The sequence below is a fragment of the Marinomonas spartinae genome (genome assembly GCF_016461715.1).
GTDB lineage: Bacteria > Pseudomonadota > Gammaproteobacteria > Pseudomonadales > Marinomonadaceae > Marinomonas > Marinomonas spartinae_A.
The window spans coordinates 1-13,204 of sequence record NZ_JAEMUI010000019.1 but is presented as its reverse complement, the minus strand read 5'-3'; the positions used below and the strand labels follow the sequence as shown (position 1 = coordinate 13,204).

Here is a 13,204-nt window from a genome sequence, read left to right as displayed (position 1 = left end):
TAAAACAATATTGATATTCATTATCATTAGTATTTATAAAACACATTACATTTCGATATTTTTTAGCTTTTATCACTCACAGGCAAGGTGTCACCTATGTTTTTTGTTCCCTTTCTAATCATGCTCCGAGAAGGACTTGAAGCGGCGTTAATCGTCAGCCTTATCGCAGGTTACCTTAAACGCACTCAACGCGGACATTGGATGCCAGCCGTTTGGGGTGGTGTTTTCAGTGCCGCACTACTCTGCTTGGCTATTGGTTATGGCATTAATGAAACCACTGGCGAGTTTCCTCAAAAACAGCAGGAATTATTCGAAGCCATCGTTGCCGCCATCGCAGTGGGTATGTTGACCTACATGGTGTTTTGGATGCGTAAAGCAGCGGCCTCAGTCAAAACAGATCTACACAGTTCCATCGATAAGGCACTGGGCAAACACCAAGGTTCTCGTCAAGGTTGGGCCTTGGTTGGCATGGTGTTTCTAGCAGTCGCCCGTGAAGGATTAGAATCCGTCTTCTTTCTTCTCTCTGCCTTCCAACAAGGCGCTGGTACTTCTGCACCACTAGGGGCGGTGACAGGCTTAGCTTTGGCCGTCTTATTGGGCTTTGCCATTTATTTAGGTGGTCTCAAATTACCACTGGGCGCCTTCTTCCGTTGGACCAGCTTATTTATTTTATTTGTGGCAGCGGGCCTTGCTGCAGGCGCCATTCGATCGCTGCACGAAGCGGGTGTTTGGAACTACTTCCAAGGCATCGCCTTTAATGCCAGTGACCTTCTGTCGACACATAGTGTGTTTGGCACCTTATTAGAAGGTTTATTGGGTTACCAAGAAACCCCCACGGTCAGCGAAGTCGCCATCTACTTTATTTATCTTCTTCCCGCGCTGTATTGGTTCTTCAAGAAGGATGATCTCACTTCTAACCCCACCAGTCGTACGGCGAATAGTGGGACGTCTTAGATCAACCGGAATAACAAGTAAAACAATCTATTACAAACGCTCTACTCTTAAACAACAACGATACGGAGTCACTAATGAAAACTACTCTCTCAACGCTTGCTCTTGCGGTGTCTATCGCCGCTTGTTCAACCATGGCTCAAGCCAAAACACAGGCTTCTGATTTGGTTGCTCCCATTACCGACTACAAGTTCTATGTTATTGAACAAGTCGATGGTTTGGTGAAAGATACAAAAGCCTTTACAGATGCGGTTATCGCAGGGGACGTGCAAAAAGCCAAACAACTCTACTCTCCTGCTCGCGTGCATTATGAGCGAATTGAACCGGTTGCCGAATTGTTCTCCGACCTTGATGGCAGTATGGATGCCCGAGAAGATGATTATGCCAAAGGCGCAGAAGACCCCAATTTCACAGGCTTCCATCGTATCGAAAAAGCACTGTGGGCAGACAACACCACCAAAGGTATGAAGCCTTATGCAGAGAAACTTTATCAAGATACACTTGAACTGCATAAACGACTCACCAACTTGGCTTTCCCCCCTAGCGCAGTAGTGGGCGGTGCCGCTGGCTTAATTGAAGAAGTGGCCTCCAGTAAAATTAGTGGTGAAGAAGACCGTTACGCCCGTACCGACCTTGACGACTTTCAAGCAAATGTCGATGGGGCGCAAAAAATCGTTTCCTTACTAAAACCACTTCTCATTGAGAAGAATCCAACCTTAGTCAGAAAAATCGACAACAACTTCAAGCGCGTTGATAGTATTTTAGCGAAATACCGTACTCCAACAGGCTTTGAATCCTACGATAAATTGACCGATAAAGATCGTCTAGCATTAAAAGGTCCAATTACGGTATTGGCAGAAGACTTGTCTCTGCTTCGTGGCGAACTCAACCTTAATTAATCCATCATACGATCACATCAAACACCACGGTTTGATTGGTTTCAAACCGGGTGTTGCTTATGGAGAGAAACATGTCGGCCTCATCTAGTTTATTCAAAAATGTCTGGCGAAAACCTGCTCTGTTGGCAGTGACGACAGGGAGTTTTCTGGCATCTTGTAGTGCATTCGCCAGCGATGTCCCGCAATACCATGTCGAGGTCAACGATAAAAAGTGTCAGCCTATGGAACTTACCGTTCCTGCGGGCAAAGTACAATTTATTATTCGCAACCAAAGTATGCGAGCACTGGAATGGGAAATTCTTGATGGTGTTATGGTCGTTGCCGAACGGGAAAACATCATCCCAGGCTTTCAGCAAAAAATGACCGTTACCCTAGAACCTGGCACCTATGAGATGACCTGTGGCTTATTAACCAATCCTCACGGAAAACTTACCGTGCAAAGCGACGGTCAGAACAAACCTTATAAAATCACCAGTAACGATTTTATTGGGCCTATTGCCGAGTACAAATTCTATGTAATGAATGAAACCCGTCAATTGACTAAGGCGACCCAAGCCTTTACTGATGCCATTCGTGCCAACGAGATGGACAAAGCCAAGGCACTTTACAGCCAAGCGCGTGTGCATTATGAGCGGATTGAACCCATTGCCGAATTATTTTCTGATCTAGACAACCGTATTGATGCCCGTGAAGATGCCTTTGCCATGGGAGCAAAAGATCCACACTTCACAGGTTTCCATCGTCTTGAATACGACCTCTGGAAAGCCAACAACTTGTCTGATAGTAAAGCGTTAGCCGATCAGCTTGATAAAGATGTGCTGGAGTTACAGGGCCGCATTCGTAATCTGCCCTTCCCTCCTTCTACCGTCGTCGGTGGTGCAGCTGGCCTCATTGAAGAAGTGGCGTCTAGTAAACTCAGTGGCGAAGAAGATCGTTACGCCCACACCGATCTGGACGATTTCAACGCTAATGTGGAGGGGGCTCAAAAAATCGTCTTCTTATTCAAGCCGATGATGGACAAGATTAATCCCCCATTACAAAACCGCATTGAAAACAACTTCAAACAGGTCAATGAGATTTTGGCACGTTACAAAACCGACACTGGCTTCGAGCCTTATAACCAGCTATCAGAGCAGGACAGAAAGCGTTTAAAAGGGCCGATTACCGAACTGGCGGAAGACTTAGCAAAACTGCGCGGCAACCTTGGTCTGAACTAAGCAAGCGTGCATAACTCATGAGACAAGCACACAAAAAAACACTGGGCGAAGATATTCGGCCAGTTCATCAACAAACCGTTACGCGATCCGCTGGAGCAGAGCGAAAGCGTAGCAAGTGACCATATTTGAGGGGAATAACATGAATTGCCCGTTTCATTCTCTATTACAATCCAGACAGACAAAAAAAACTAATCAAACAGAAAAAACCGTACAAAATCATGACTCAATCATCCAAGAGCGCCGTAATTTACTTAAAGGTCTTGGTGCCTTTGGCGGGGCTGTCGCTCTCGGTAGCGCCGTCTCTACTCAGGCACTGGCCGGATCAGCGGGTATGATGGAGGAAAACATGAAAGCGGACGAAGGCTCGTTCGACGCTGAATTTTATACCAGCCGTCAAATGAAACAGCCTTTTTACGGCGCATACCAAAGCGGAATTTTAAACCCTCCTCCAGCGTCGGCTTGCGTCGTTGCTTTTGACGTGATCGCTTATAACAACGACGATTTAAAAGGCCTCTTCAAAACCCTCACCGAACGGGCAGCGTTTCTAACCCAAGGCGGCAAGCCACCTAGTACAGGGGATAAGTTTCCCCCGTTAGACTCTGGTATTGTAGGCACTTATATCAACCCAGATAATCTAACCCTCACTGTTGCACTCGGCGCCAGTTTGTTTGACGAGCGCTTTGGCTTAGCAAATAAAAAACCCAAGCATCTCGTCAACATGACGCGTTTTCCAAACGATGCCTTACAAGCTGAAAACTGCCATGGAGACTTATTAATCCAGTTCTGCGCGAATTCTCCCGAAACCGTGATTCACGCGATGCGCGACATCATTAAACACACGCCAGCCACACTGAGCGTGCGCTGGCGTCGCGACGGTTTTATCTCCAACCACGTGGCGGCAACCGCAGGCAAAGAAACCCCAATCAATCTACTTGGCTTCAAAGACGGAACGGTCAACCCCAATACAAAAGATCCAAAAGTGGCCGACGAAGTCATTCTCGTCACCCCAGAAAACCAAGAACCCAAATGGGCTACTGGCGGCAGTTATTTGGCCGTACGAACCATTCGCTTTTTCGTCGAACAGTGGGACAGAACACCGCTACAAGAACAAGAAGCCATTTTTGGTCGGGAGCGAGGTACGGGGGCGCCTTTAGGCATGAAACACGAACACGACATACCTGATTACTCCAAAGATCCAAAAGGCAAAATCATTCCGCTGGATGCCCATATGCGCTTAGCGAACCCCAGAACGCCAGGCTTTAACCAACACCAGCTTTTACGCCGCGCTTATAACTACTCAGATGGTGTGACCAATGCTGGCCAACTGGAAATGGGACTGCTCTTCCTAGCCTATCAAGCAGACTTAAAGGCGGGCTTTATCACAGTGCAGGAACGCTTAAACGGCGAGCCATTAGAAGAATACATCAAGCCATTTGGGGGAGGTTATTTCTTTGCCTTACCAGGCGTGAAAAAACCAGGAGATTATTTTGCCCAAGGTCTGCTAGAAAGCTAAACACACAAAACACGAAAACGTAAAAACCAGGTAAAGAATAAGGCAATCCTAGAGACCCTTATTCTTTACCTGGTACTCAAGGCAGCCATTCTTGTTTACCTAAGTAAAAAACGCTAGTATTTTTTAGCCACAAAAAATTACCTGAGTCTCGTATTCTCTTATCGCTATATCCATAAGTAGACATAAGACATTTAAGAGGGTGTCGCAAAAGGTAACGATCGAAGATAAGGCAAGACAAAAAACGCCGAATAAAGCGGAGTTTATAACTATAAATGAGCATTTTGAGGCGATTTTTAACGCTGAATTATCCAAGCGCAGTAGTTTTGCGACAGCCTCTTTAATTGAGCAGTAAAAAGGACTTTTTATGACAACATTAGATTTAACAACAGCCGTTCCTCCCGTTAGCCCATTGTATAAACCTGTCATCTATACCATTAAGAGCGGCGATACTCTAGGCCAGATCATTGCGAATTTCTATCATGCCAACTATGGTAGTGACCGATACATCGCCGCTAAAGCGCTTGTATTGTATTACAACAAACACATTACCAACCCAGACGCTCTGCTACCTGGACAACTGCTTCGCTTGATGCCTATGACCCCCGATTCAGTGGGCATGTGTTTAGCCTCGGATAATCAGTCCAGCCAGTCTGAGACGCACCTGATGATGAGTCCACTAAAAAGAGAGAATTTAGATCAATATAAACTCTACATGCCAACCAATCCAAAAGAACGAGAAGCATTTTGGGCAATGGCTTGGCTGGATGATAACTATAACTGGTTATCAGGAGGTTTGGGGGCAGGATTAACCACCTTAGGTGTGCTAACCCATGAGCAAAATACCACCTTAATTAAAACCGTAGAAACTCTGTATAAACAGTATCAAATGGGCCTTATTTCTAAAGGCCAGTATGACTATGGCAGAAGAAAAGCATTGTCTCTCTTTTCACAACGTCTTGGCCCTCTAGAAAAACTATTACTAAAAGGGCAAACAGCGCAGCAAGCTATACAAATTGCCCGCTCTGGAGCAGTGCCTGCAACTGAAAAAATTGCCAAAAATCTAAGCCGACTAAACAAATTTTCTAAACTAGCGAGTGTGGGCGGCGTAGTACTGACAGGCGCAAGCCTTGGAATGGCCTGCTACGATATAGCTCACACCCAAAGTCGACAAAAAAAGAATGAGATTCTTGTGGAAACAGTGGCGGGGAATGTAGCTGGAACTGTTTTAGGTCTAGCAGTATCTGCGTTTTTAATATCAACCCCCGTAGGTTGGGGTGTGGCGCTGGCAATTGGTGCTGGCTCGGCTTTGGCTAGCTATGGAGCAGGAGAAGGAGCAGAGTATGTATATGACAAATATCTTAATAAAATAGACTTTGCATCTATGACAAGGGTCGATCAAATATGCCAATAACAAAAGAAACAGGCGAGTTCCTAGGTTTAGTTATGATGTTTACCGCTATGGGCGGCTTTTTATGGCTACCTACCATCTGGTCTCTATTGACATTTTTGACACCCAAAAAATTATTAGATACCTACTTTAAAGAGCCCCATTTTACTCAGGGAGAACTTATTTTTATGAGTCGCTTCCCCCTGTCTTTATTAAGAACAGGGATGTTTTGCTGGGTTATACTGTTTCCTTGTCTAGATAGAAAAAGAAATATACGCAACTGCTATGAAGTCATGCCCACTTGGTATCGTTTATCCTTAAATATTTTAGGGATAAGTGCTATTCTTATTGCCGCTGTCGTTTTTGGTATTATGCTTTTTTTACTGACCTCCCATATCGCGAAATAGGGAATATTGTCGGGTAATGCCTTAGAAAAGGGAGCGCGTATGACATGTTTGCTTCTATGCCAGGGGTCGATCAGATATGCAAATAAGTCAAGGATTGTTTGACCAGCTATTTTTAGTGATGATGTTCACCGCTATGGGAGGGTTATTATGGCAACCTCCTCTTTGGATTCTTCTAACTTTTTTTACCCCTAAAAAGCTTCTAAATACCTACTTTAAAGAGCCTCATTTTAGTCAGGGAGAGCTTATTTTTATGAGCAGATTTCCTTGGTCACTATTTAGAACATCTATTTTTGGTTGGATACTATTTCTACCTTTTTTAGATAAAAAAAGAAATATACGCAACTGCTATGAGGTTATGCCAACATGGTATCGTATAGGACTAATACTCTTAACAATAAGTACTATGTTAATTATGTTCATATTTTTTGGCATCATGTTTTTTTTACTGACCTCCCATATCACGAAATAGGAAGTGCTGTCGGTTAATGCCCTGAAAAGAGGGCATGAATATGACACATTTTGTAATAAAGTGGATCTCGCTTCTATATCTGGAGTTGATAAAGTATGTCGATAACAAAAGAAACGGGGGGATTTCTATTTTTAGCGATGATGTTCATTATTATGGGGAGTTTCATTTAGACTCCTACCTTTTGGTCCCTATTGACATTTTTTACACCTAAAAAACTATTAGATACCTATGTTAAAGAGCATCACTTTAGTCAAGATGAACTCATTTTTATGAACCGATTCCCTGTCTCTTTATTTAGAACTGTTATATTTGGCTGGGTTTTAGTGTTACCTTCTCTAGACAAAAACTAAAAATACTCAACTGCCATGAGGTTAAGCCAACATGGTATGGTATCGTATAGGACTAATACTCTTAACAATAAGTACTATGTTAATTATGTTCATATTTTTTGGTATTATGATTTTTTTATTGACCTCCCATATTACAGACACCTAAGCACCGTCTTTATAGAATATAATCATAAGTGTAAATACTTATGACTCCTCGTTGGCATACTGGTTAATCGCGGTTTGAATCAAATCAATGACAGACTGGGCGGCAAATTTTCGTGGCACCGTGATCGCGTAGAAGTTCTCAAACGCCTGTGGAATGCTTTCATAATCCTGCAGCAACTTAGCTTGAATCTCGTCTTTGACGACTACTGGTGGTAAAACGGATAAATAGCCACTGTCACGGGCTAACAATCGCAACATGGCCATATCGTCCACTTCCGCCTTTATCTCTGGCTGATATTGATGGGCAGCACAAAAAGATTCAAACGAGGAACGAATATCGGTATTTTTTCCCGGCACAACCCATTTTTTATCCCGATAGCCCTCTGGAAAGGCCGTGTTCGGCTTGTCACCATAAGGCCCGATAATGGCCACCGCTTGACGGGCAACCAACTGGTTTTGCCAAGTGGTCTCTTGGCTTTCGCTTAAAATCGCTCGATTGGTTAAGGCTAAATCCAACTCATGGTTCACCAAACCATTAAGTAAATCTGTCATCCCACGAGAAGACAAAGAAAAACTCACATGCTCACTTTCCAGTAACGGCTCAATAAAGCTCTCGATAAAGTTTCTTGATAGATTACTCTGTATGCCCAAAGTAATGTGCTGCACTTGTGTGGCCCTGCCCTTTTGTAAAAAGTTTTCAAGCTCCTCACCGGTATTAAAAATGTCTTGCGCATAAGCCAACACGCGTCGCCCCACATCCGTCAAAATCAATTTTCGACCCTGGCGCACAAATAAAGTCACATTCAAGCTATGCTCTAACTGCTTAATTTGTGCCGACAGAGCCGACTGGGAAATATGCAGAACGTCAGCCGCCTCCGTTAAGCTTGGGCTTTTCGCAACCTGCCAAAAATAATACAAATGATGGTAATTTAATCGCGCCATAGGTCAGTCCGCCCGTTCAGATAATTCAGACTCATTCTATTTAAACACATACAAAAAACAGAACGATTGGTTTTAATATATGTATTTTTATTAACAAAATAAAGAATTCATAATACCTACATCCGATGTAAGTTCTTGTTTAGAGGTAATACATGTCTCTCATTGCTTTGAGTTTTTTGCCTATCTGCATCCCATTCGCCTACCTTCTTGGCGGCTGGTATGTTGGACGCGCTACGACTACTGGTGTGCCAACCAAAGCCACTTTGTTGAGCCGCGGTCTATTGGTCGTTTTTTTTATGACCTTTCCTGTTAGCTATTTCTTCGCCGATGCGTGGCAATCTTCTGACTTAATCCGTCACACCTCATTAAGTCAGGTCATGTTAGGATTAGTGACCATTATGGGCTGGGTACTGATAACCTTCTCCCGTAACTACATGGCTGGTCAGTCCAATAGCAATCGATACTACCGCTGGATGATGTTTACTTTGGCATCTGTTGCTATCACAGTGACAAGTAACCACTTAATCATTTTCTGGCTGGGGTGGCTGGGCATTAGCTTGTCTCTACATAATTTGCTGACCTTCTATCCAGATCGGCCTCGTGCCATCCTAGCGGCCCATAAAAAATTCATCTTAGCACGTATTGCAGAGTTGTCCTTGTTGGTGGCCTTTGTATTGCTTGGCCTACAACATGGTAGCCTCTATATCAGTAATATTTTGAGCAGCTTAACCATCGATTCCTACGCGGGATACCACCTCACGACACCAGATCAAATCGCGGCGATACTCATTGCTTTTGCCGCCTTAATCAAATGCGCTCAGCTTCCTTTTCATGGTTGGCTCATACAAGTGGTCGAATCACCAACTCCAGTCAGTGCTTTGCTTCACGCCGGCGTCATTAACCTAGGGGGTTACATGGTGCTGTTATTTACGCCACTGGTCGCGCAAAGTACCACGGCTCTTTGGTTACTACTGTTAGTAGCAGGGTTTTCGACCTTAGCCAGTGCCTTGGTCATGACCACTCGTATCAGTGTCAAAGTTCGTCTTGCTTGGTCCACCAGCGCACAAATGGGACTAATGTTGCTCGAATTCGCTTTAGGGATGTATGAGCTGGTGTTATTGCACTTATTGGCTCACTCTTTCTATAAAGCCTATTCATTCTTAAATTCCGGTAATGCGGTTAACGATCACCTTCGTCTACTGCTGTCTAAGCCTTTTGTTAAAGGTATGCCCAAAAAAGAAGTACCAAGCGGACAAGAGTGGTTTTCGACCATCGCCATCACCACCGCCTGTGTCGTCGTCGTAAAAGCCTTATTTGATTTTGAAGGCGCCTTTAGTACTTGGTGGTTATTTTCTCTGGCACTGACCGTCTTGATTATCCAGTGGCGAACATCCGAACATGCTCCCTCAAGTGTCTACACCATGATAGTGGGCCTCTCACTGTGTGTGGTTTACGCCACATTGAAGAAACTCATCGACCTGACGATTCCTATTTCAAACATTGGTCACATTAACGCCTTTTCTTTGGCCGACGTCTGGGCAATGCTGCTCTTTACCAGCCTCTTTGTACTGAATGCACTACTGTATTACCAAGTACACTGGCCGGCAGTGCGCAGGCTATCTATTGCCTTGTTCGCTGGCCTGTATCTAGACGAATGGCTCACTCGTGTTGCCCTTAAAATCTGGCCTGTCACCTTACCTGCCAGAGCAAAGGAACAACATATTTCTCCAGTTACCATTAATTCACCCGCTAAACCATAGGAAAATTGCATTATGGTTATGACTCACACACAAGATCTGTCACCATCTGAGCCAATACTCAGTTCATGCCAGCAGGCGATCTTGACGCATGCGGCAAGTAACATCGCCCCCAGTTGGCCACTAGACAAACTAATTGCGGTTAACCCTCTGTGGTCAATGGTAAACCAACCCTATGATCAGGTCGCCACTGAGCTATCGGCCCTAGCAAATATTAGGGTTCATCTGCCTCTGGAGACTTACATAGCCTGGTATGAAGAAGGTCGAATTCAGCTCGATAAGTTGGAAAAAGCCGCCAAACAGTATGGCCTTACGTTATGCTCTACAGAACTGCTAAACCATTTAAGCAAACCGCGCTTTCAACCGACGTCATGGCAGTCCATTGCTGACCTAGCGGACCAACAGCGCCCCGCGACCAAAATGTCCTGGCATGATGAAATCACCCATCAAGTGAGTCAGTTCTGTGCGGCCCATTATCAAAAACAAAGTCCGACCTTAAGACAGAAAGACAGCCACCATGAGATTGGGTTATATCCTCATTGGTTAGAAATCACCACCGAAGACCGAGGCCTAAGCATTATCATGGGAGAAGCTAATCTCAGTCGTTTTTTCCACGAATTGCCTAAAGACCAAAACGAACTATTTGCATTGGCCATACGAGAGCTTGGCATAAATGACGAAGCCTTAGCCGTCTACGCGTATGCCTTACTGCTCGATATTAACGGTTGGAGTAGCTATCTTGCTTATTTAAACTGGCCCAGCAATACAGAAGGTGATCAACAAGAACAGCATGTTATGGCGTTGCTTGCCATCAAAATGGCGTGGGAACTTGTTATTTGGCGTTACTTAAATCACGCCAAACCAGCCTCATTGAGTAGAATAACCAAGAAATGGACATTGCAAAAAAAGAACATTGAATCTTTGTACAATGCCCATCGCGATGCTCTAGTAATACCTAAGATTTGGGCATTAGCGTTGGAATACAGCGAACAAGCCGATTTTCACCTCACATTACAAGAACCAGCACCATCACAGGAGGCATTCGACAGTCCACAACTGCGGGCAATTTTTTGCATCGATGTTCGCTCCGAAGTGTATCGTCGTGCCTTAGAAAAACAATCCAATCACATTCAAACATTGGGGTTTGCAGGCTTTTTTGGATTGCCCATTGAATACCAAGCAAAAGATACGCAGTTCACCAGACCACAGTTACCAGGCTTGCTTAGCCCTGCGATTACCGTGAGCGAAACCAAGTCGAATACCAAGCACGTCCATCACCAACAAAATGAAGCCCGTTGGCATCGTTGGGGACACGCAGCACCTGCTGCCTTCTCCATGGTTGAATCTATGGGATGGTGGTATGCCTTTAAAATGTTTAAACAGACCCTCTTTCCAAAACGCCAAGTTCATCCGGTTAACCGTCTCGCTCCTAACACCCAATGGCAACTCACTCAACAGGGCATGACATTAACGGACCAAGACAAGGCGAACCTAGCCAAAGGCATATTGGATACCATGGGGCTGAAACACTATGCCCCTATCGTCATGCTAGTCGGCCATGGTAGCCACACCAGCAACAACCTCCATGCTGCTGGACTAGAATGTGGAGCCTGTGGCGGACAAAGTGGCGAAGTGAACGTCAAAGTTTTAGTCACGTTATTAAACGACACAAAAGTACGGACGCTTTTGAAGCAAATGGGTGCCAATATTCCCGACACCACACAATTTATCGCTGCACTACATAACACCACCACAGACCAATTGACTTGTTTTGAATCCGTCGATAGAAAAATTTCAGACTGGTTAGAACAAGCCACTTATCTCGCACAAAAAGAGCGTGCCAAAAAGCTCGATGCGTCACTTGTCGACTTATCCAACCTAGAGCGCTTTCATGCTTTTATCCAACGGGCAAATGATTGGTCACAAGTCAGTCCAGAATGGGGGTTGGCAAACAACCACTCCTTTATCATTGCACCGCGCCATAAAACCCGCCATATGGACCTCAAAGGGAGAAGCTTCTTACACGATTACGATGCGAACCATGACCCAGATTTCAGCATTCTAGAACGTTTGCTAACGGCCCCTATGCTGGTAGCCCACTGGATCAATATGCAATACAACCTTTCCGTCACAGACAACTATAAGTTCGGTAGTGGTAACAAAGTGCTGCACAACGCTGTAGGCGGTAATATCGGTGTATTTGAAGGCAATGGTGGGGATCTGCGAATTGGTTTACCGATGCAATCCATCAGCGATGGCACTAACTGGATGCATACCCCTGTTCGACTCGCTGTCTACATCAACGCCCCTAAGCATGCCATTGAACAAATTACCGCTAAGCACGATATCGTCAGACAACTGATCGACAACGATTGGCTTTATTTATTCCAGTGGGATAACGGTAACAACATTGAACGCTTTTATAAAAAGGAATGGTTAAACACATCAACAGATAGGTAAACTTATTGTTAAAAGGTTACAAGATCTTTGCACTGCAACCTCGTGTAGAGATCTCTATAATCAGTTTACAACAATGAACAAATACGTTGAGATAGCATGATTAAGTAAAACACTTTCTCCCAGTTAGTTTGGGCACTCAAGCCCAAACTAACCCTTACTCAAATTCTCTATTTGAAACTTATCAGCTCCTACAATGCACCGCTATGTGACATTTTTTATAACAAACAAGCAAGCTGACAATAAAACTTCATCACTTCCTTTTTTTATGCAACAAAAAAGCAAAATACTGAACATAAAAATCAACAAAACAATGTAGCATTTTGTAACAGAAACAAGGATGCTTTTATATAAAAAAAATGTAACACACAACAAATACAACTATAAGATCTGGAGTGCTCCATGAAAAAAAGATACCTAAGCCTATCTTTAACCACCGCCCTTGCAACTACTGCTTTTCTTGGCCTAGCCTCTACACAGGCATCCGCATCCGATTTAACCGTGCGATTTGCATGGTATATGCCACCGCATACAGCTACAGCGAATCAAGCAGAGACCATTGCAAAAAACATCAAAGAAATGAGCCATGGTAGCATTAAAGTGCTTACCTACCCTTCCGGTTCTCTCCTCAATGCCTCTAATATTGCCAATGGTTTGGCCAACAACACGGCTAATATGGGCGTTAATGCTATGCACTGGTGGTCTAAATAT

Annotated in this window: 10 protein-coding genes; 9 read left to right on the top strand and 1 reads right to left on the bottom strand. The window is 44.3% G+C overall.

Annotated features, from left to right (window positions below; all coding sequences use genetic code 11):
• The first annotated feature begins 96 nt into the window (after positions 1–96).
• The 6 genes from efeU (at position 97) to JHD45_RS16360 (ending at position 6,374) form a co-directional block, all read left to right on the top strand.
• Positions 97–954: an iron uptake transporter permease EfeU gene (gene efeU / locus JHD45_RS16385; protein ID WP_199477597.1), complete on the top strand. Its 858-nt coding sequence runs from the start codon at positions 97–99 to the stop codon at positions 952–954.
• 74 nt (positions 955–1,028) lie between these two features.
• Positions 1,029–1,850 (top strand): iron uptake system protein EfeO, encoded by an 822-nt coding sequence (gene efeO / locus JHD45_RS16380; RefSeq protein ID WP_199477596.1) that lies wholly within the window; start codon positions 1,029–1,031, stop codon positions 1,848–1,850.
• A gap of 71 nt (positions 1,851–1,921) precedes the next feature.
• Positions 1,922–3,067 carry an iron uptake system protein EfeO gene (gene efeO / locus JHD45_RS16375; protein ID WP_199477595.1) on the top strand — a complete coding sequence of 382 codons (1,146 nt, stop codon included), beginning with the start codon at positions 1,922–1,924 and terminating at the stop codon, positions 3,065–3,067.
• 139 nt (positions 3,068–3,206) lie between these two features.
• Complete coding sequence (efeB, locus tag JHD45_RS16370; protein ID WP_199477594.1) at positions 3,207–4,580, top strand: iron uptake transporter deferrochelatase/peroxidase subunit; 1,374 nt, start codon at positions 3,207–3,209, stop codon at positions 4,578–4,580.
• Positions 4,581–4,944: 364 nt separating this feature from the next.
• A complete protein-coding gene (locus JHD45_RS16365) occupies positions 4,945–5,991 on the top strand; it encodes a hypothetical protein (protein ID WP_199477593.1) in 1,047 nt (348 codons plus the stop codon).
• Entirely contained in the window at positions 5,982–6,374 is a 393-nt protein-coding gene (locus JHD45_RS16360; RefSeq protein ID WP_199477592.1) for a hypothetical protein, read from the top strand. The genes JHD45_RS16365 and JHD45_RS16360 overlap by 10 nt, the downstream gene beginning before the upstream one ends.
• 1,002 nt (positions 6,375–7,376) lie before the next feature.
• On the opposite strand, the gene JHD45_RS16355 is transcribed toward JHD45_RS16360, so the two are convergent.
• Entirely contained in the window at positions 7,377–8,279 is a 903-nt protein-coding gene (locus tag JHD45_RS16355) for a LysR family transcriptional regulator (protein WP_199477591.1), read from the bottom strand.
• Between the two features lie 152 nt (positions 8,280–8,431).
• Between JHD45_RS16355 and JHD45_RS16350 the strand changes: the two genes are divergently transcribed.
• From JHD45_RS16350 to JHD45_RS16340, 3 genes are all read left to right on the top strand, one after another.
• Entirely contained in the window at positions 8,432–10,039 is a 1,608-nt protein-coding gene (locus JHD45_RS16350) for an NADH-quinone oxidoreductase subunit L (protein WP_199477590.1), read from the top strand.
• 12 nt (positions 10,040–10,051) lie between these two features.
• Positions 10,052–12,496: a YbcC family protein gene (locus tag JHD45_RS16345; protein WP_233407883.1), complete on the top strand. Its 2,445-nt coding sequence runs from the start codon at positions 10,052–10,054 to the stop codon at positions 12,494–12,496.
• A gap of 399 nt (positions 12,497–12,895) precedes the next feature.
• Positions 12,896–13,204 (top strand): hypothetical protein (locus JHD45_RS16340; RefSeq protein WP_199477589.1); only part of this gene is annotated, 309 nt, incomplete at its 3' end.

Excerpts from the sequence above, each read along its gene's own strand:
- efeU (WP_199477597.1), top strand. The coding sequence starts at position 97 with ATGTTTTTTGTTCCCTTTCTAATCATGCTCCGAGAAGGACTTGAAGCG.
- efeO (WP_199477596.1), top strand. The coding sequence starts at position 1,029 with ATGAAAACTACTCTCTCAACGCTTGCTCTTGCGGTGTCTATCGCCGCT.
- efeO (WP_199477595.1), top strand. The coding sequence starts at position 1,922 with ATGTCGGCCTCATCTAGTTTATTCAAAAATGTCTGGCGAAAACCTGCT.
- efeB (WP_199477594.1), top strand. The coding sequence starts at position 3,207 with ATGAATTGCCCGTTTCATTCTCTATTACAATCCAGACAGACAAAAAAA.
- JHD45_RS16365 (WP_199477593.1), top strand. The coding sequence starts at position 4,945 with ATGACAACATTAGATTTAACAACAGCCGTTCCTCCCGTTAGCCCATTG.
- JHD45_RS16360 (WP_199477592.1), top strand. The coding sequence starts at position 5,982 with ATGCCAATAACAAAAGAAACAGGCGAGTTCCTAGGTTTAGTTATGATG.
- JHD45_RS16355 (WP_199477591.1), bottom strand. The coding sequence starts at position 8,279 with ATGGCGCGATTAAATTACCATCATTTGTATTATTTTTGGCAGGTTGCG.
- JHD45_RS16350 (WP_199477590.1), top strand. The coding sequence starts at position 8,432 with ATGTCTCTCATTGCTTTGAGTTTTTTGCCTATCTGCATCCCATTCGCC.
- JHD45_RS16345 (WP_233407883.1), top strand. The coding sequence starts at position 10,052 with ATGGTTATGACTCACACACAAGATCTGTCACCATCTGAGCCAATACTC.